The organism is Haloarcula onubensis (genome assembly GCF_031624605.1).
Taxonomy (GTDB): Archaea; Halobacteriota; Halobacteria; order Halobacteriales; family Haloarculaceae; genus Haloarcula; species Haloarcula onubensis.
Map to the genome: position 1 here is coordinate 90,622 of NZ_JAMQOS010000009.1, position 17,202 is coordinate 107,823.

At 67.4% G+C, this 17,202-nt stretch carries 19 protein-coding genes; 8 read left to right on the plus strand and 11 right to left on the minus strand.

The genetic code is table 11. The features are described from left to right. Window positions 1-25 precede the first annotated feature (25 nt). From NDI86_RS21225 to NDI86_RS21235, 3 genes are all read right to left on the minus strand, one after another. A complete protein-coding gene (locus NDI86_RS21225; protein WP_310902274.1) occupies window positions 26-370 on the minus strand; it encodes a HalOD1 output domain-containing protein in 345 nt (114 codons plus the stop codon). 219 nt (window positions 371-589) lie between these two features. Beyond that, window positions 590-1,960, minus strand: coding sequence for a hypothetical protein (locus tag NDI86_RS21230; protein WP_310902275.1), 1,371 nt, complete (start codon window positions 1,958-1,960; stop codon window positions 590-592). 93 nt (window positions 1,961-2,053) lie between these two features. Continuing rightward, window positions 2,054-2,353 carry a DUF7553 family protein gene (locus tag NDI86_RS21235; RefSeq protein ID WP_310902276.1) on the minus strand — a complete coding sequence of 100 codons (300 nt, stop codon included), beginning with the start codon at window positions 2,351-2,353 and terminating at the stop codon, window positions 2,054-2,056. Window positions 2,354-2,453: 100 nt separating this feature from the next. Between NDI86_RS21235 and NDI86_RS21240 the strand changes: the two genes are divergently transcribed. The 4 genes from NDI86_RS21240 (at window position 2,454) to NDI86_RS21255 (ending at window position 6,520) form a co-directional block, all read left to right on the plus strand. Further along, window positions 2,454-3,515 carry an AI-2E family transporter gene (locus NDI86_RS21240; protein ID WP_310902277.1) on the plus strand — a complete coding sequence of 354 codons (1,062 nt, stop codon included), beginning with the start codon at window positions 2,454-2,456 and terminating at the stop codon, window positions 3,513-3,515. A 146-nt stretch (window positions 3,516-3,661) separates the two neighbouring features. After that, complete coding sequence (locus NDI86_RS21245; protein ID WP_310902278.1) at window positions 3,662-3,979, plus strand: DUF7344 domain-containing protein; 318 nt, start codon at window positions 3,662-3,664, stop codon at window positions 3,977-3,979. 174 nt (window positions 3,980-4,153) lie between these two features. Then, window positions 4,154-4,687, plus strand: a complete 534-nt coding sequence (locus tag NDI86_RS21250) for a hypothetical protein (protein ID WP_310902279.1) — start codon at window positions 4,154-4,156, stop codon at window positions 4,685-4,687. Window positions 4,688-4,978: 291 nt separating this feature from the next. Continuing rightward, entirely contained in the window at window positions 4,979-6,520 is a 1,542-nt protein-coding gene (locus NDI86_RS21255) for an FAD-dependent oxidoreductase (RefSeq protein WP_310902280.1), read from the plus strand. A gap of 164 nt (window positions 6,521-6,684) precedes the next feature. Here the strand turns inward: NDI86_RS21255 and NDI86_RS21260 are convergent, their stop codons facing one another. The 3 genes from NDI86_RS21260 to NDI86_RS21270 form a co-directional block, all read right to left on the minus strand. Then, entirely contained in the window at window positions 6,685-7,518 is an 834-nt protein-coding gene (locus NDI86_RS21260; protein ID WP_310902281.1) for a hypothetical protein, read from the minus strand. Between the two features lie 404 nt (window positions 7,519-7,922). Next, on the minus strand, window positions 7,923-8,399 hold the full coding sequence (locus tag NDI86_RS21265; protein ID WP_310902282.1) for a four-helix bundle copper-binding protein: 477 nt from the start codon (window positions 8,397-8,399) through the stop codon (window positions 7,923-7,925). Between the two features lie 194 nt (window positions 8,400-8,593). Next, window positions 8,594-10,546 (minus strand): GAF domain-containing protein, encoded by a 1,953-nt coding sequence (locus NDI86_RS21270; protein ID WP_310902283.1) that lies wholly within the window; start codon window positions 10,544-10,546, stop codon window positions 8,594-8,596. 216 nt (window positions 10,547-10,762) lie between these two features. Here NDI86_RS21270 and NDI86_RS21275 point away from each other — a divergent pair, with 216 nt between their 5' ends. Further along, window positions 10,763-11,080 carry a DUF7344 domain-containing protein gene (locus NDI86_RS21275; protein ID WP_310902284.1) on the plus strand — a complete coding sequence of 106 codons (318 nt, stop codon included), beginning with the start codon at window positions 10,763-10,765 and terminating at the stop codon, window positions 11,078-11,080. A gap of 60 nt (window positions 11,081-11,140) precedes the next feature. On the opposite strand, the gene NDI86_RS21280 is transcribed toward NDI86_RS21275, so the two are convergent. Both NDI86_RS21280 and NDI86_RS21285 read right to left on the minus strand, forming a co-directional pair. Next, window positions 11,141-11,890, minus strand: coding sequence for a mechanosensitive ion channel family protein (locus tag NDI86_RS21280; protein WP_310902285.1), 750 nt, complete (start codon window positions 11,888-11,890; stop codon window positions 11,141-11,143). A 94-nt stretch (window positions 11,891-11,984) separates the two neighbouring features. Then, on the minus strand, window positions 11,985-12,248 hold the full coding sequence (locus NDI86_RS21285) for a DUF6684 family protein (protein WP_310902286.1): 264 nt from the start codon (window positions 12,246-12,248) through the stop codon (window positions 11,985-11,987). 123 nt (window positions 12,249-12,371) lie between these two features. On the opposite strand from NDI86_RS21285, the gene NDI86_RS21290 reads away from it, so the two are divergent. Then, entirely contained in the window at window positions 12,372-12,536 is a 165-nt protein-coding gene (locus NDI86_RS21290; RefSeq protein WP_310902287.1) for a hypothetical protein, read from the plus strand. A 34-nt stretch (window positions 12,537-12,570) separates the two neighbouring features. Here NDI86_RS21290 and NDI86_RS21295 read toward each other — a convergent pair whose 3' ends face one another. Then, entirely contained in the window at window positions 12,571-12,939 is a 369-nt protein-coding gene (locus NDI86_RS21295) for a DUF5789 family protein (RefSeq protein WP_310902288.1), read from the minus strand. 115 nt (window positions 12,940-13,054) lie between these two features. Beyond that, the gene (locus NDI86_RS21300) at window positions 13,055-13,435 is read right to left on the minus strand and encodes a hypothetical protein (RefSeq protein ID WP_310902289.1); all 381 of its coding nucleotides are present in this window, start codon (window positions 13,433-13,435) and stop codon (window positions 13,055-13,057) included. Window positions 13,436-13,665: 230 nt separating this feature from the next. Here NDI86_RS21300 and rdfA point away from each other — a divergent pair, with 230 nt between their 5' ends. Together rdfA and NDI86_RS21310 are read left to right on the plus strand one after the other, a co-directional pair. Continuing rightward, complete coding sequence (rdfA, locus tag NDI86_RS21305) at window positions 13,666-14,289, plus strand: rod-determining factor RdfA (protein ID WP_310902290.1); 624 nt, start codon at window positions 13,666-13,668, stop codon at window positions 14,287-14,289. A gap of 44 nt (window positions 14,290-14,333) precedes the next feature. After that, a complete protein-coding gene (locus tag NDI86_RS21310) occupies window positions 14,334-16,223 on the plus strand; it encodes an archaea-specific SMC-related protein (RefSeq protein WP_310902291.1) in 1,890 nt (629 codons plus the stop codon). Between the two features lie 469 nt (window positions 16,224-16,692). Here NDI86_RS21310 and NDI86_RS21315 read toward each other — a convergent pair whose 3' ends face one another. Next, a complete protein-coding gene (locus NDI86_RS21315) occupies window positions 16,693-17,148 on the minus strand; it encodes a Tfx family DNA-binding protein (protein ID WP_310902292.1) in 456 nt (151 codons plus the stop codon). Window positions 17,149-17,202 lie beyond the last annotated feature (54 nt).

Below are 17,202 nucleotides of genomic sequence, written 5' to 3' on the forward strand. Positions count from 1 at the left end.
CCGGAAGAAGTCGCTTACGGCCGTCTCACCGGGTCGGCTGAGGGGGCTGCTGTGGCGGGACTATCGCTATCTGTCCGTCGCTGTAGACGGTTACCTGGTGTCCCCAGACGGTGACAGTGAGCATCCCGTTGATGCGCTGGCCGTCCTCCTTGGGTTTGAACAACTGGTCGAGCGCGTCGGGGTCGATGTAGTCATAGAGGGTAAAGCCCGTGTCCGTGACGTCGACGCCGCTGACGTCGGACAGCGCGTGTGCGAGCGTCGTCGTGAGTTCCGCCGGCCCGTCGAAATCGTGTTTGACGAAGTACGTCCCCGTATCCCGGACGTGGTGCTGTCGTGGAGATTGTTTCGCGTGTGCTTCGTTACGATACATTGGTTGTGACACTCTCTCATTGTCTACCGAGTAATAAAAGCTTTCCCCTCCATCGGGCTCGGTCACGGGGCGGAAAAACGGGGGACAACGGCGGGACTGATTCGCTCGTTTCGACCCAGATTACTCCGACTCGCTTCCCGGTAATATCGACCTATCTCGTCTCGAACCCGCGACGCCAGTCGACCGGGCAGCCCGGCTCTGACCGCAGAGCCGTGGCGCTCACTCCGCGTCGTGTTCCATACGCAGGACGACCTGCTCGTCGTCGATGTAGTCGATGTGGTCGGTGCCGAGCAGGTAGCTGTCGTCGTCGTGGTCGCTCCAGCCCAGGACGGTCCTGATGCGGTCCGTTACCGACGGGTGCGGGTCGACGTACAGCTGGCCGCCGTCGACGTCGACGACCATCCCGACCTGGTCGCCGTCGGGGTTGACGACCGTCTTCCCCTCGTCGCCCTCCTCTGGAGTGACTCTGTGGTCCTCCTCGGTCCCCATCTCGGCGTCGCTCGTCTCGGCGTCGTCCATCTCCGTTTCGGCAACAGATGGCTCCCCGGTGGCCGGTTCGTCGACGGGTTCGGTGTCCGTCGTGGTCTCCGTGGCGGCGACCGTCGCGGCGAGGTCGACGTCGTACTCCTCCTGGTCGACGATTTCGCTCTCGACGACCGTGTGGGAGACGGCGTCGGCGCTGACCGTCTCGGCCTCGGACACCTGGCCGGTTATCTCCTTGCTGACGGTCATCTCCTCGTCGATGGTCTGGCGCCGGAGCAGGTTCGTCTCGATGACGTCGTCCTCGCGGTACTGGCTCTCGACGCGGTCGTGCTCGACGGCGGCGGCCGCCGTCTCCGGCGACTCGACGAGTTCGCCCTCCAGCACCGTCTCGGTGACTCCCTCGATGTCGACCGTCTCACGCATCGTGTCGCTCTCGAGAGTCTCGGTCTCCTCGACGTCGGCCTCGACGACGCGGCTCTCGATGGTGATGCGCTCGACGACCTCCCGCGCGAGCTCCCACTCCTCTTCGACGTCTATCTCCACGTCGTAGGGGTCTTCGAGCTGTGTCCCTGGCTGGAACCACGTCAGGTCGGCCGTCGACTCCGTCGGCGACTCCGCCCGTGTCACGGAGCACTGGTTCACCGCCGTCGTCAGCAGGTTCACGTCGACGATGTCGCTCTGGACGATTTCGCGGTCGGCCACCTCGCTCTCGACGGTCACCTCCTCGACGATGACGTGTTCGACGACACGCCGGTCGGTTATCTCGCTCTCGACGGTCTCGCCCTCGACCAGCGCCTCTTCGACCGCCTCGCTCTCGGTCGTCGCCCGGCGGACGACGTCGGCTCGGTCGACGACGTCGATGTCCTCGGTGTCGTCGCCGCTCCAGGCCACGACCATCCCCCGGTCTCGCAGCGCTTCCTCGAACTCCGCCCACTCAAGCTCCTCGTCGTCGGCCCCCGTCTCGGACTCGGGAACGACTTCGAGCCGTTGCTCGTCCGCGTGTTCGCGACGAACCGGCACCAGGGTGTGCGTCTCCGCCCAGGACTGAATCGTCTCCGCGTCGGCCGTTACCTGACTCTCCGTGTGGGTGTCGCTATCTCGTGCCATCGGATATCTTTCGCTCCTCTGACAGTTAAGTCCACGGCAAGCTACGGCCGGTAACCGACGAACTACGGCTTCGGACGCCGACTTTGGCCCGGCTTAGTCCGCGTCGCCCTCCCAGTCCGGAGCGCGCTCCTGCCGGAACAGGTCGACGTTGTCCCGTGCGACTTCGAGCTGTTGCTCTACGAGCCCGTCGGTGTCGTCGCCGAGTTTCACGAGCTGGTGTTCGAGCTGTTCGAGGCGGCTGCCCTCCTCGATGTCGTCGTCGAGCGCCGCGTCCCCTTCCAGTCCCTCCAGGGCCTCGTCGACGGACTGCAACTGCTCGTGGACCGTCGCGTCGTCGGTGCGCTGGCTGGCGGTCTGGACCGCGTCGCGGGCGATAGCGAGCCGGGAGACCATACGGGACGTAGTCGACCCGGACGGAAACACGTGTGGGTGGCGTTCACCGAGGCCCGCCGCCCTGCCCGTGGCTTTTCACCGTGGCCGCCGAAAACGTAGCATGGTTGATACGTCCGACATCCCGTGGCTGACCGGTGTGTGGGGCGTCGCGGGGCTGCTCATCGTGGCCAGCGTCGCGTTCGTCCTGTACTCGTTCGTCGGCGCGCTCGTCGTCGGGCTCTTCCTCTACTACGCCCTGCGACCGGTGTCCCGACGGGTCGAGCGGCGGCTCGAGCGCCCGAACGTCAGCGCGGCGCTGACGCTGCTCGTCGTCGGCATTCCCATGCTGGCTATCCTCTCGTATGCGGGCCTGGTGGGCGCGCGGGAGGCCGACGCGTTCCTCAGGCAGGTCGACCTCCCCCAGGTGCGCACGGCGCTGGGGCCGTACATCGACATCGCGTCGGCGACGGCCCCCCGGAATCTGGTGCGGCCCCTGCGAGACATCGCGCCGGAACTGCTCGAACTCGGCTCGGCGGTGTTCGTCTGGGCGCTCCGACTGTTCGTCGTCGTGACGGTGGCGTTCTACCTGCTCCGGGACGACCGGAAGATATCGACCTGGGTCCGTGCGACGTTCGAACGGAACTACGGCGTCGTCACGTTCCTCGAAGGAGTCGACGACGACCTCTCGACTATCTACACCGGCAACCTCATCACCATCCTGCTCACGACGGTCATCGCCGTCGCCGTCTTCTACGGTCTGGACACCGTTGCACCCGCCGCTACCGGTGTCGTGTTCCCCGTGTTGCTCGGGTTGCTCACCGGCGTCGCCACGCTGATACCCGCCATCGGCATCAAACTCATCTACTTCCCCTACACCGGCTACCTCCTCTGGATTGCTCTGCAAAACGGTGCCGGGCCCCTCTGGTTCCCGGTCGCGTTCTTCCTCGTCACGTTCGCACTCGTGGACGTCGTCCCCGACTTCGTCATCCGCGCGGAGGCCTCGAAGGGCGACCACAACTTGGGGCTGATGTTGCTGACCTACACTATCGGCGCCGTCGTCTTCGGCTGGTACGGGGTGTTCCTCGCACCGATACTGCTCGTCGTCTTCCTCCATTTCATGCGCGATGTCCTCCCCAACCTCCTCGATAGGCGGACCGACGAAGTCGTCTCACGGGGCGACTGATACCGGTTCCTGTCGTTCGTAACGGTATTCGCCACCCGGGGGTAGCGAACGCCCTCAGTCCGGTGTCGCCACCAGTACGAGCGCTCGGCCTATCTCTTTAGACGCTGTAATGATACGCCTCGACTGTGACACGTTATCACAGTGATATGTTCACAGACCTCTCTGCCGGTGACGGCACGACCGACGAGAAACCCATCGACGACCTCCTGTCGGACCCACACTGCAGGCATCTGCTCACCGTCCTCCGGGAGCGCGACCGTCCGACTGGCGTCTCGACGGCGTCGCGACACATAGTCAGCGAGATGACCGACTCGCCGGTCGACCAGGTGCCGGCCAACGTCGAGCGTCGCGTCCAGACCTGGCTCCACCACGGCCTGTTACCGACTCTCGACGACCGTGGAGTCGTCGCGTTCGACCCCGAACGGCGAACGGTGACACTGACCGACCCGACACTCGTCCCATGACGAACGGCCACCGCACGCGAGTCGCTTCGCTCCCGACTCCGGGTGGAGCGACCGGTGATGCGGGCGGCCGGAACTGGCCGTTGTATCCGTCGAAGAATATAGCCGGAGTGTAACTAAGCGCTCGCCGTGCGAACTGTCGGTTCGGGCGTTCCCCGACTATCGCCCGGGACTACTATGAATCAGTACACCCCCCACCAGTCCGACCCACAGCGGCGGCGCCAGCGAACCCACCCACAGGCGGGTCAGTCGGTCAGCTATCAGACCGGCCAGCCGTTCGTCCAGGACCAGCAGCCGGCCAGGACCGCGCAGGGCCAGCAGCCCCAGCAGTTCCAGTCCCAGCAGCGGCCCCGACAGTCACAGCCGACGGGCCCCCGCCACCACACCCAGTGGCGACCGGACACCGAGGAGCCCCGACGGCAACAGGCGCAGTGGCGACGGGACAACCGACAGCGCCACGAGCAGCACCCGCAGGGGCGCCAGCAGCCACGGCAGACCGACGGACTCGACCAGGGCCCCCGACCGGGCGCCCAGAACTGGCAGGAAGCCCAGCGCCACCGGCAGTTCACAGACACACGCGGCGGGCGCAAGGGGTACGGCGGGACGGCACAGGAGTACCAGCAACAGGGACAGCGAGGCCAGCACAGGCGGGCCGCGCCGGAGCGGCGCGAGCAGCGGACTGACCGGTCCCGTCACTCGCGTCACGGCTAGGCCGATTCGCTGTCCGTGTCACCGAACGGACCGGCGCTAACAGTAATATCGCTGTGAAAACGGTGACACCGGCGCGGTGCCGGCTTGCAGCGCGCCGGCCTCGCGGTGGCACCCGCTCTCTCGCTCGTGTGCTTCGCCGTCGAATCGGACACCGCGCTCGCCGACCGACGCGCGCGGACGCTGCCGGCAGGTGCAGGCCGCGGCCGTCACACGGGTCGGCGAACGACCCCGGCGGCCCGGCCGTTGCCAGCACCAGGTTCACCTCGTGACGCCGCGTTTACCGGTCTCACGATGGACGACTCAGCTTCGGCTCCCGAGGGTAGACACGAACCGGTCTGGTTCGCGACGTCGGACCGGACCGACTACGACCCGCTCGACGGCGACCGCACCGTCGACACCGCCGTCGTCGGCGGCGGCATCGCGGGTATCACGACCGCCGCGAAACTCGACGCGGCCGGACAGACCGTCGCCCTGCTCGAACGCGACCGCATCCTCGACGGCACGACCGGCCACACGACGGCGAAGGTGACCTCCCTGCACGGGCTCGTCTACGACCGGCTGCTGGACCGCTTCGGCGCCGAGTTGACCCGGCAGTACGCCGCCGCCAACCAGGCGGCCATCGACGACATCGCCGAGACCGTCCAGCGCCGGGACATCGACTGTGGCTTCGGTCGGGCGCCGGCCTACACCTACGCCACACCCGGCGAGGACCGCTCGAAGATTCGGTCGGAGGTCAACGCGGCCAGGCGAGTCGGGCTCCCGGCGAGCTACGTCGAGGAGACCGACCTCCCCTACGCGGTCGAGGGGGCCGTCAGGTTCGACGAGCAGGCGTACTTCGACCCGCGGCGGTACCTGCTCGAACTCGCCCGCGGCGTCGCCGGGGGCGGGAGCCACGTCTTCGAGGAGACGACGGTGGAATCGGTCGACGACGGCGCGCCCTGTCGCGTCTCGACGGACCGCGGGACCGTCAGGGCCGACGACGTCGTCGTCGCCTCCCACTTCCCGGTGGAAGACGACGCGCTGTACTTCTCGCGGATGCGGCCGAAACGCTCCTACGTCGTCGCGGCGCGGCTCGCGGGCGACGCCCCCGACGGGCTCTACTACCACGCCGGCGAGCCGTACTTCTCCGTGCGGCCACACGCCACCGCCGACTCGCTCGTCCTGCTGGGCGGGCAGAACCACCGCACCGGCCACGGCGACAGCACCGAGGAGCGGTACCGGCGACTCGAACGCCGCGCCCGCGAGCGCTTCGACGTCGAGTCCATCGAGTACCGCTGGGCGACGCAGGACTACGTCTCGGTGGACTCGGTCCCCTTCGTCGGTAAAGCCGCGCCGCAGGTCTCGAACGTCTACGTCGCCACTGGCTTCGGCGGCTGGGGGATGACCAACGGCACCGCGGCGGGGCGGATACTGGCCGACGAGATACTCGACCGGGAGTCGGCCTGGAGCGAGGTGTTCGAACCCACACGGCTCAAACCGCTGGCCTCCAAGTCGACCTTCCTCTCGCACAACAGGCACGCGATGGAACACTACGCCGAGGACTACCTCGGCAGTCGGCCGGCCGTCGAGCGTGCCGACCTCGACCCCGGCGAGGCCGGCGTCTACGAGGCCGACGGTGACCCGGTCGCCGTGTACCGCGACGACGACGGCGAGCGACACACTCGCTCGGCGGTCTGTCCGCATCTGGGCTGTCTCGTCTCGTGGAACGACGGCGAGCGGTCCTGGGACTGCCCGTGTCACGGCTCCCGCTTCGACGTCGACGGTGAGGTACTGGACACGCCCGCGGTCGAGGGTCTGGACGACGTCTCGCTCTCCGACGAGTTCGACTTCTGAGGAACTGGCCGTTCTGGACGTTCCTCGACTCTCCCGAAAAGTGACGGCCGTCCCGCGCCACAGCGGGCCATCGCGGGACGCCCGCCCCAATCAGCTACGCGCCGCTGCCTCGTCGCCGACGCGGCGCGCCGCTGGTCGGGCCGATGGGACCGTGCGTGAACTGCTCAGTACTGCTGGGACTGCTCGGACTGCTGCTCCTGGGGTCGCTGCTGGAGCTGGAGTCCGCCCTGCTGGGACGGCTGCTGGGGCTGCTGGGACTGCTGGAGGCTACTCCCCTGGGGCTGCTGGGACTGCTGGCTCGTCCCCTGTGGCTGCTGATTGGGGAGTTGCTGCTGTGGCTGCTGGAACTGCTGGGGCTGCTGAGCCTGCCGGCTCATCCCCTGTGGCTGCTGGAACTGCTGGGACGGCTGGGACTGCTGGCTCATCCCCTGTGGCTGCTGGAACTGCTGGGGCGGCTGCTGGCCCTGCTGAATCCCGCTCTGCTGGGGCTGCTGGCCGTACTGCTGTTGCCGTGGCTGGACCTGCTGGGACGGCTGCTGCTGAACCGACTGCTGGCCCATCCCCTGACTCTGGGGCTGGAACTGCCCGCTCTGTGGGTCCCGCGGCGGCATCTGGTGCTGGTGCTGGGGCTGCCCGTAGGTCGGCTGTAGCTGACTCGAAATCTGCTGCGGGGAGACGCCCTGTGCGCCCTGCGGACCGGCCTGTGTCGGCTGCTGGGTCGGCAGGCCAATCTGCTGGTGAATCTGGCGCTCCTGCTGTTCGCGCTGTTGCTCGTGTTGCGGTGACTCCTGCACGAACTGCCCGGTCTGGGGGTCACGCGGCTGGAACTCCGACTGGATGGCCTTGTCCTCCTGGAAGGCCTGGCTCTGGCGGAGGTCCGGTCCCTGAGCGACGCCGCGCTGGCTCTGCTGGCTCTGATAGCCCTGTTGACCGGACTGCTGTGCTGTCTGCTGGCCGTGCTGCTGCTGCCCTTGCCGCTGATTTCCTTGATAGCTCATGGTTAGATTGCTGGGGCGGGCGGTGACGACCCGACGGCGTCGTCCGAGTGACCCGGATGCCTGGTCGGACTGGCCGACGCTGTGAGAGTGTGGACGACGACCGTGGGCGTCCCGCCACTTCCCGTCCGACGCAAAGACCGGCCCTGATAAACCCGTTGCGACAGTTCAGGGGTCTAAAAGCCAGCTACTGGGGGCAAGAAGGCGTTACTCGCCGGTTTTATATTCCGGCGCTCGGCTTTTAGAACCGGACGTTCGCTCACTTTTCGACCCGGGCCGCGGGGCGCACCGACCGCGTTCCTGTGGCGGCGACGCCGGCGCCCCGCTGGCGGGGCTCGCTTATAAAAAGTTGGAGACTCCTGCCGTGGGCGGCCCCGTAACTGGCCGCCCGTCGACAGGACGCGTGCTTACCGCGAGAACTGTTGGGTCTGTCCGCCGGCGAACTGCTGGGTCCCGCGGGCCGACAGCTGGCGGGCCATCTGGGCCGCCTGCGGGAGCACGGCGGCACACTCCTGGCAGTGTGAGTGGGAGTGCTGGCCACACTCCTGTGCGCAGGCCTGTGCGGCGCGCTCGAACGTCTGTACCAGTTCGGCGGTGAAGCGCGAGGAGCGCGGGCCGAGCGCGAGGACCGTCTCGCCGATTTCCACGACGTCCTCACACAGCTTGATGCACTCTATCATGTTCGGGCTGCCCTCCTCGATGCACTTGTCGGCGCACCAGCCACACACCTCGACGGCCTGTGCGACCGCGTCGAGGCTCTGGCGGTACTGCTGTGGTAGCTGGCCGGCGTCCTGGCGCTGGCCGCCGCCGGTCCCCTGCTGGGACTGGAACTGTTGTGGTTGCTGGACTGTCTGACCGCTGCCGTACTGTGTCATCTGAGACATCGCAAGCGGTCCGTTGACCGATAGACAGGATATAAACGGCCGATAGTTCGTCGCTGTACAGTGGTGTTACCGGCGATAGCCGTACCGTGTTCGACACCAAGCGCTTCATATTTATGACCCCACTCCGGCGAATCCCGAACCGACTGCTCGCCGTCCTGCGGTTTCTGCCCGAAACCGGCCGGGGCAGGCTCCGGTTACAGGAGGGCCGGCACGAGTTCGTCGAAGATGTGTTTCTCGGCCTTCCGGAGGTGCTGGTGAAACGTCGGCGGTGCGATATCCAGCGACCGGGCGACATCCTCGCCCGACACCGTCCGCGGCCACTCGAAGAAGCCAGCGTGGTAAGCGGCCCGGACGACGGCGGACTGGCGGTCGGTCAGTCCCTCGGCGATTTCGGCGGTCGGGGACGCCGACTGTAACTCCTCTCGCGCGGTCTGGCGTCGGGTCAGCATCTTCGCGCTGGGATACACCGACTGGACCGTCTCGATGACGCTCCGCACGTCCCCGCCCACCGGGAGTTGTAGCGTCATGTGATAGCTCCCGTCGTCGATTCCGGCCTCGACCACCCCGCCGCCGGCGTTCGCCAGAGCCGTGAGGACCGGCGGGTCTATCAGCCGCGCCTCGAAACTCGTCACGTCCTCGCCGTCCACGTCGTGTGTCTCGACGCCGTCCCAGTGTTCCAGCCTGTCGATGACGGTCTCGAGCAGGTCGGCCCCGTCCCGTGTCACCGTCCCGTACACCAGATATTCGCCGTCGCTCACCGGAATGGCCTCGTCGATGTGCACCGTCCCGGTCACGTCGTCAATGTCGAGCATCTCACCGATGTCGCCGACGTGGAAGCCGAGTTCGGTCACCGTATCGCTCATCAGGGCGCGCTTGCGCTCGACGGCCGCGATGGCGTGGCCGACGATTTCGCCGAGCTGCGTGAGGACGGTACGCTCACGCTCGAGGATACCGTTCGGCCGGTCGGCGTACACGTTCAGGACGCCGTAGACGGTCCCCTCGTGGACGACGGGAATCGCGGCCGAAGACTGGTAGCCGTGCGCCCCGGCGTGGTCGAGCCAGGGCTCGTAGCGCGGGTCCATCCGAATCTGCTGGCAGGTCTGTGTCTCGCCGGTCAGGAACGCGCGCCCGGTCGGTCCCTCGCTGCGCTCGTCGTCCGGGTCGACCGAGATACTGATATCGTCGAGGTAGTTCTCGACGCCGGCCTCCGCGCGGACCTGTACGGTCTGTGACCGGTGGTCGACGTCCCCGATCCAGGCGAACTCGTAGGAGTCGGTCCCCGCGAGGCGTTCGCAGACGACCGACTCTATCTCGCCGCGGGTGGACTGGTCGATGACGGCGTCGGTCACCTCGCGGACGACGTCCTGCAGAGAGACCACCGCGGCGAGTTGCTTGCGCTGACTCACCAGGACCTCCTCGTCGGCCCGCCGGCCTATCGCCGAAGCCAGGATGTTCGCCACCGACTGGACGAAGTTCACGTCGTCGACGGCGAACGACTTACAGGCCCTGTCGTGGGTCCCGAGGATACCCCAGGGCTTCTCGGTGGTCCCGATGATGACGCTGATACCGCTGCGTACGCCGTGGTCGGTCAGCAGGTCGGGCCCGCTGAACCGGGCCTCGGTCCGCAGGTCCTCGACGACGACGGGCTCGTCCGTGGCCAGCGTGTGGGCGGCCTGGGAGTCGTCGTCGGTCGCCGACACCGTAGTGGTGCCGACGATGCCGTCGCGCCAGCCAACCCCCGACCGTAACAGCAGTTCCTCGCCGTCGTCCGCCAGCTCCAGCACCTTGCAGTAGTCGGTACCGAGCGTCTCGGCGACCTCCCCACAGGCCCGCTGCAAGAGCGACTCGATGTCACGCTCCGCGAGCGCGTGCTGGCCCAGCTCCGCCACGACCTCCTGCTGGCGCACGCGCTGTTGGAGGTCCGATTCCTCGCCGGTGTCGCGCCACCAGATACGCGCCTTCGCTCCCACCTTCTTGGTCTCGAGCAGCCCGCTGTCAGCGAGTCGCATGAGCCGCTCGTACGCGCTCCGTCGCGACACCGGCAACTCGTCGGCGACCTCGCTGGTCGTCAGGGGGGCGTCCCTCCCCGGTCCATCGAACACCGCCAACGTCTCCCGAAGCTGCGGAGATACACCGGTGACATTCATACAGCCTGTCAGGTCTGTCGCGTTTATGAACGTTCCGTTGTCGGTGACTGTCACGGACCGCGCTGCTGGGCCGCATGCGCCGGTTTCAACGGCTGAGCGGCCGTCGCCGTCGCCACTGGTCGACCGTCGGCACCGCCGGAAGCCTAGCCCTTTAGGCCGAGCAGATTACCCCACACGCCGGCTTCGGCGCGATAGCGGACAACCGAGCGCGAACACATGAACCGACAGACCGTATCCGGACTCGACGAAACGACGCGGCATCGACTGCTCGCCGACGAACAGCGCCGAGTTATCGTCGAAACGCTGCGAACCGCCTCGCCCAGTGGCGAAATCACGCTCGAGGAACTCGCCGCGCGGCTAGTGCGGGCGACAGCGCGCGACGGCGGGGAGGCCGTCGACGACCGGCGGACCCTCAGTCGTCGGCTCCACCACGTCCACCTGCCCGTGCTGGCCGACGCGGGGCTGCTCGAGTACGACGCGGAGACGAGACAGGTCCGCTTCGGACGGGCCCGGACCGTGACCGAGTCGTCCTGAGACGGGGCCCCGGCGGCCCCGTGACACGGGTCGCCGCCGAAACTGCGCGTGACGCCGTCGTCAGTCGTCCGACTCGGTCCCGCCGTCAGCCTGCTGGCGCTGTGGCTCCGGCGCGGCGTCGGTGACGTTCCCCATCCAGCGGTCGACGTTGTTGGAGACGTAGGTGTGAGCGCCCCAGCCGACGGCGATACCGACACCGAGGGCGATGGCCGCGGCGAGTCCCCACGCGATGGCTCGGGCGAACAGGTAGAGGATGCCGACGTCGATTCCCATGGTGTCTAGCCCGATGACGATGGCCGTGAAGTAGAGGAACATCCGCGTGCCGGTCGCGAACCAGGACGTGTACTCCGTCTGCGTGGCCGCGCGGGTCCGCATGATGGCGTCGCCGATGAAGTCGGCGACCACGAACCCGCCGATGATGACCGCCAGCCCGGCGATGAAAGCCGGGATGTAGGAGACGACCGTCTGTATCCACGCCGAGAGCGTCGCGATGGCGAGGACGTTCGCGGCCGCGAGGATGGCGATGGCGTAGACGAACCACTTGGTGATAGTGCCGAACGTCTTCGAGACGGCCTGTTCAGAGCCGCCCAGCAGTCGGCCAAGCGGCGTGTCGAGGACCATCTGGTCGAGTTCGATACGGTCGGTCAGTCCCATCACCAGCTTCGCCGCCGCGACGCCGACGGCCCAGCCGATGAGCAGGACGATAAGCGCCGCGACCAACCGCGGCAGGTATGCGACTATCTGTGCGACGGTCTGTTCGAGAAATTCGGGTATCCCGAACTGGAGTGGGTGTAACGTTGAGGCTGTCATCTGCACACTCCGTAGCCGAGCCGGCGGCTAAACGGATGAGTTTGCGGCTGCAAGCGAGGTGCCCTGAAACCGCTTGAATCGGGCTACAGGAGACTCAAGCCCCCTGCTCGGCGCTCGCGATGGCCCGTGCCGAAACGTAGGTCAAAAGCGCTAGCAGGAGGAACGGGAACACCGTCAGGAAGTGCATGAGCACGAACATCCTCGGGTCCAACCCCCAGGGGCGGAAGACGGTGTAGAGCACGACGAAGAACAGCAGTATTCCCATCGGAATGAGGTTCACCGTGATGTCGAGGAGCGTGTCCAGGTTGGCCCAGTCCCGCTGCTCGCCGGCGTCGGCACGGACGGGTTCGTCAGCCATACCCGACGTACGTGGCGGTTACCGATAAACATTTTCAGTGACATGTTTCCGGGCCGCCGCCAGTTCGGTTCGAGGAACGTGTCACTGGCGAACATTTTTCGCCCGGCCGGGCGACGGGACTGTATGGAGTTCCCACCACTCGCGAGCACCGAGGGCGCGTACTGGTATCTCATCGGCCTCATTCTACTGCTAGCGCTCGCTTCGTCGCTGTATCTGGTGGGGGCGATTCTGGGCTACCTCCCAGACCCGACGCGGGTACTCTATCTCGCGGCCGCGAGCCCGCTCTGAGGTCGCCGGTCGGGCTCGCGACTGCAGGCCCCGCTCACAGCGACTGGTCGCTCTCGGACTCGCCCTCGCCGACGTCGTCCTGTAGCGAGCCGCCGCGGTCGCTGTAGTCGGTCCGGCCGACGGCGCGGTCCCCGACCATGTTGAGGACGGCCTGGCGGACCTCGCCGGCGGACTCGTACTCGATGGTGTCCTGTTCCTCTGCCAGCTCCCGTTCGGCGAGGGCGCTCGACAGCGTCTCCTCGCCGTCCGTCAGGTCTAGCTCTACGTCGCCGTACTCTTCGAGCAGTCGCTCCTGCGTGGTCGGATAGTCGTGCTCTTCGAGAGCGTCCATCAGCCCGCCGAACTCGACGCCCTGCTCGCGTGTCTCGCTACTGGTCTCCGTGTCAGAACTGTCGTTCGACATACACTATCTACCGCCACTGGCCTCAAGGGTGTTGTGCAAGCAGGGTGCCGTTCGCCCCGTCGATAACAACGATACCGATGTTACGCAGCCGCGGAGAGCCGTCGGATTCGTCGGGTCACCCGTCGGCGTCGACCGGCGCTTCGGCCTCGACGCGGTCGCCGGCCGCCGTCTCCTCGTCGACGTCGTTCGGCCGCGTCGGATAGTCGTCGTCCGACTGGCCGCGTCTCCGGAGCAGATAGGCGACGACGCCGACGGCGGCGAGGCCAGCGACGAACGCGAGGACGGGCGTACTCGACTCGGTGTCGGCGTCCGAACCGTTCTCCGCGACGGACCCGTCTTCCACGACGGCGGGCTGGCGGTCGCCCTGCTCGCGCGTGGCCGCCCGTTCCTCCGCGAGCGCTTCGCGGACTGCGTCCTTGACCGGCGCTTCGAGCAGTTCACTGGCGAGCCACCGGCCGAATTCGACCGCCGACTCCGTCCGCAGTTGTCTCCTCATGTGACGGTCGAGGCCATCGACCCGCGAAGCCGTTCGGGCTGTATTTGCAAGGCCCGACTGCAGTCCTCACCCGCTCCCGACCGAACCGGTAAGCCGGTCCTACCGACCGGAGAGCCTCGCTTCGACCGATTTTCGGCACCGGCACAACGCATAAGTAGGTCATAGCGGCAATTTGTTGGTACGATGGAACGCCTCAGTGCAACCGACCGGGTCGCGCCCGTCCTCTCCGGATGAGTAACGGTGACCAGTTGGCTGTCACCGGACGCGAGGCCTGCGGTTGCAAGGTCGGCCGGACGGCGCGGAAGTACGCCCTCCCCGACCTCGACGACCGACTGCGAGAGCGGCGGGCGGACGGCGCGAGCCTCCGCCGCCTGGAGACCGTCGTCAACGAGGCCGTCCTGCGGGCGGCCCTGGCGGCGACCGACGCCGACGTGTTCCGTGACGTCGCGGCCATCTACCGGAGTCTGACCGACGAGGAGACGAGCGCCGGCGTGCGGACGGAGACGGAGGCCTGGCTGTCCCGGGTGGGCGTCGACCCGGCCGAACTCGAGGGCGATTTCGTCTCCTACCAGACGGTCCGCACCCACCTCCGGCAGTGCCTCGACGTCGACACCGACCGGAACAGTTCGCTGTCGGTCGACGACGCGGAGGGGACGATAGAGTGGGCCCGCTCCCGGAGCGAGGGTATCGTCGGCCGCACTATCGAGCGGCTGGAAGACACCGACGGGTTCCACAGCGGGTCCGTGGACGTGACACACGTCGTCCGGGTCTCGTGTACGGACTGCGGTGCCAGCTATCCGGTCGAGCGGTACCTCGACCGGGGCGGCTGTGACTGTGACGCCCAGCGCCGGTGAGTGGACCGATACTCAGTTACGTGCCCGACCTCTCATGTTGAATAATGCCTGTCAGTGACGAAACTGTCCGGCTCGCCGTCGAGAACCTGGGCGGCATCGACGCTGCGGACGTGACGCTGGCCGACGGCGTCTCGGTGCTGACCGGCCGGAACGCGACGAACCGAACCTCGCTCCTGCGTGCGCTGGGCGCCGCCCTGGGCGGTTCGACGGGCGCGCTGAAGGCCGACGCCGACCGTGGCTCGGTGACGCTCTCGCTCGGTGGCGACTCGTACACGCGGACCTTCGAGCGCGACGGCGAGACGGTCCGCGTCGGGGGCGACCCGTACACTGACCGGTCGACGCTGGTCGACCAGTACTGTTCGCTCCTGGCGGACAACCCCGCTCGCCGGGCGGTGGCGGGGGCCGACGCCGAGGCGCTCCGGTCGTTCATCATGGCCCCCGTGGACACTGACGACCTCGAATCGAGGATTCGGCGAACCCGGCGTGCTGTCGAGTCGCTCCGGGAGGACCGCGCGGCGGCCGAGCGGACGCTTGACCGGCGCCCGCGACTGGAGCGACGGCTGGCCGACCACCGCGAGGCGCTCGCCGACGTCCGCGCGGAACTCGACGAGGTCCGGGCGGCCATCGACGGGTTCGAGACCGACCGCGAGGCCGCCGAACGGGCCGAGGCGGTGGTCGACGACCTCACGGCGGCCCGCGAGACGTACGAGCGTGTCAGCGACCGCTTAGAGACCCAGCGAGACGCGCTGGCGTCGCTCCGCGAGGAACGCGAGGACGTGTGTGCGGCCCTCTCGGACCTCTCGGCCCCCGACGTAGACCACGAGCCCCTCGAAGCCGAGATAGAGCGCCTCCAGCGGCGCGAGCGGGACCTCGAGACGACTATCTCCAGTCTCCTCTCCATCGTCGAGTTCAACGAACGGCTGACCGGCGAGGGGGAGCTACCGGGCCTGAACGACGCCGTCGCCGACGGCGCGACCGGGACGGTCGAGTGCTGGACCTGTGGGACGACCGTCGAGCCGGCGGCCATCGAGGACCGGCTCGACGACCTCCGGGCGGTCGTCGACGAGAAGCGGGCCGAACGGAACGAGGTCCGCTCGACGCTCCAGTCCCGCCGCGCCGACCTGGAGGACCGCCGCGAGGTGGCACAGCGACGCGAGACCCTGGAGGCCGAACTCGACGACATCGAGGCGGAGATAGCCGACCGCGAGGCGACGGCCGAGGAACTGGCGACGCGGGCCGACGAACTCGAAAGCCGCATCGAAGCGCTGGAGACGGCGGCCGAGGAGTGGGAGCATCTCCGGGAGAGCGACATCCTGGCGACGTACCGCCGCCGCTCCGAACTGGAGTACGAACGCGGGCAACTCGAAGAGCAGATAGAGTCGGTCGAAGCCGAACTGGCGCGGGTCGACGAGGCGGCCGAACGCCGCGAGGATATCGAGGGGCGCCTCGACGAACGGGAGTCGGAACTCGAACGCCTCCGAACCCGCATCGAGTCGCTCGGACGCTCGGCCGTCGAGACGTTCAACGACCACATGGAGACGGTGCGTTCGAAGCTCGGCTACGAGAACGTAGAGCGGGTGTGGATAGAGCGGACCGCGACCGACGCCGCCGAGAGCGAGTTCGCGCTCCACGTGGTCCGGTCGACGGCCGAGGGCACGGTCTACGAGGACACGATAGACCACCTCTCGGAGTCCGAACGCGAGACCATCGGGCTGGTCGTTGCGCTCGCGGGCTATCTCGTCCACGGCGTCCACGAGACGGTGCCGGTGATGCTGCTCGACTCGCTGGAGGCCATCGACGCCGAGCGCATCGCCGACCTGCTAGCGTACTTCGCCGACTTCGCCGACCACCTCGCCGTTGCACTCCTCCCCGAGGACGCCCAGGCGCTCCCGGACGAGTACGAGCGCATCGAGATGCGCGACACGTCGGCCTGAGCACCGCTCTCCGAGTCCGGCCGACAGCGTGTAGCCGCGGGTCCGGACGTGTCGGAACTCGACATATAGGATATCTCTGTATCATACAGAGACGACATATCTGTCCCCTCTTTCGGACGTTTTCCCGGGCCAGGCCGGGCGACGCTCGTCGTCGATGAGCCCCAGTGAGCGTCCCACGGTCCGCGAAAACCGCCAGATTGCGACGGAGCCCCGGTCGGAGACTCGCCTCACACTGCGGTCCAGCGAACGCACACCGCGGCTGCAGGTATCGGCCCCGAAGACCACGGTCCGCCGAGCGGTGCCAGGGACCCGTGTAGCGCCTCTCTGTACGCACCGTAGTGACTGCCGCCACCGGATACTGGACGCTCACGGGGAGACCCGGCGCGGTCGGTGTGCTCGCGGGGCGTATGGTATCTCTTTCGTTAGGTCTCCAAAATCATATCGAATCTGACACAGAATCCCCTAACTGTCAGGGACCGCCGTCCGCGTTCGACCCCACGCCGCGCTCGTTGGCGTACACGTTCACCTCGCCGTCTTCGGTCAGGCCGATATCGACCGGTTCCGTCAGTTTGTTCGCGTCCGTCACCGATGCGAGCAACCCGTACAGGTGGGCGTACAGCTCCGGTCGGCAGTAGGCGACCTTGATGCCGGCCTCGTCGCCGTGGTCGTACACCGCGGCGACCAGTTCGTCGAACGAACTGCCGGCCGCGACCGTGAACTGTACTGGCGCCCGTAGCGCCCGCACGAGTTCGAGCGTCCGGCGGGCCTTCTCGACGTTCGCCTCTGCCGCCCGCTCGATGGCGGAGACGTTGGACGCCGTCGTGCCCAGGTCGTCGGCGACTTCGCGCTGGGTCGCGCCCCGCTCACGGCGTTCGAGCACTGCCACTTGCCGCTCGGTGAGGACCGTCGCGTCGGTCTCCATCATACGGACTCAAACAAAACTGTTTGAGATAAGCTTATTGGACGAACAGAGTAACTC

Excerpts from the sequence above, each read along its gene's own strand:
- NDI86_RS21225 (WP_310902274.1), bottom strand. The coding sequence starts at position 370 with ATGTATCGTAACGAAGCACACGCGAAACAATCTCCACGACAGCACCAC.
- NDI86_RS21230 (WP_310902275.1), bottom strand. The coding sequence starts at position 1,960 with ATGGCACGAGATAGCGACACCCACACGGAGAGTCAGGTAACGGCCGAC.
- NDI86_RS21235 (WP_310902276.1), bottom strand. The coding sequence starts at position 2,353 with ATGGTCTCCCGGCTCGCTATCGCCCGCGACGCGGTCCAGACCGCCAGC.
- NDI86_RS21240 (WP_310902277.1), top strand. The coding sequence starts at position 2,454 with ATGGTTGATACGTCCGACATCCCGTGGCTGACCGGTGTGTGGGGCGTC.
- NDI86_RS21245 (WP_310902278.1), top strand. The coding sequence starts at position 3,662 with ATGTTCACAGACCTCTCTGCCGGTGACGGCACGACCGACGAGAAACCC.
- NDI86_RS21250 (WP_310902279.1), top strand. The coding sequence starts at position 4,154 with ATGAATCAGTACACCCCCCACCAGTCCGACCCACAGCGGCGGCGCCAG.
- NDI86_RS21255 (WP_310902280.1), top strand. The coding sequence starts at position 4,979 with ATGGACGACTCAGCTTCGGCTCCCGAGGGTAGACACGAACCGGTCTGG.
- NDI86_RS21260 (WP_310902281.1), bottom strand. The coding sequence starts at position 7,518 with ATGAGCTATCAAGGAAATCAGCGGCAAGGGCAGCAGCAGCACGGCCAG.
- NDI86_RS21265 (WP_310902282.1), bottom strand. The coding sequence starts at position 8,399 with ATGTCTCAGATGACACAGTACGGCAGCGGTCAGACAGTCCAGCAACCA.
- NDI86_RS21270 (WP_310902283.1), bottom strand. The coding sequence starts at position 10,546 with ATGAATGTCACCGGTGTATCTCCGCAGCTTCGGGAGACGTTGGCGGTG.
- NDI86_RS21275 (WP_310902284.1), top strand. The coding sequence starts at position 10,763 with ATGAACCGACAGACCGTATCCGGACTCGACGAAACGACGCGGCATCGA.
- NDI86_RS21280 (WP_310902285.1), bottom strand. The coding sequence starts at position 11,890 with ATGACAGCCTCAACGTTACACCCACTCCAGTTCGGGATACCCGAATTT.
- NDI86_RS21285 (WP_310902286.1), bottom strand. The coding sequence starts at position 12,248 with ATGGCTGACGAACCCGTCCGTGCCGACGCCGGCGAGCAGCGGGACTGG.
- NDI86_RS21290 (WP_310902287.1), top strand. The coding sequence starts at position 12,372 with ATGGAGTTCCCACCACTCGCGAGCACCGAGGGCGCGTACTGGTATCTC.
- NDI86_RS21295 (WP_310902288.1), bottom strand. The coding sequence starts at position 12,939 with ATGTCGAACGACAGTTCTGACACGGAGACCAGTAGCGAGACACGCGAG.
- NDI86_RS21300 (WP_310902289.1), bottom strand. The coding sequence starts at position 13,435 with ATGAGGAGACAACTGCGGACGGAGTCGGCGGTCGAATTCGGCCGGTGG.
- rdfA (WP_310902290.1), top strand. The coding sequence starts at position 13,666 with ATGAGTAACGGTGACCAGTTGGCTGTCACCGGACGCGAGGCCTGCGGT.
- NDI86_RS21310 (WP_310902291.1), top strand. The coding sequence starts at position 14,334 with ATGCCTGTCAGTGACGAAACTGTCCGGCTCGCCGTCGAGAACCTGGGC.
- NDI86_RS21315 (WP_310902292.1), bottom strand. The coding sequence starts at position 17,148 with ATGATGGAGACCGACGCGACGGTCCTCACCGAGCGGCAAGTGGCAGTG.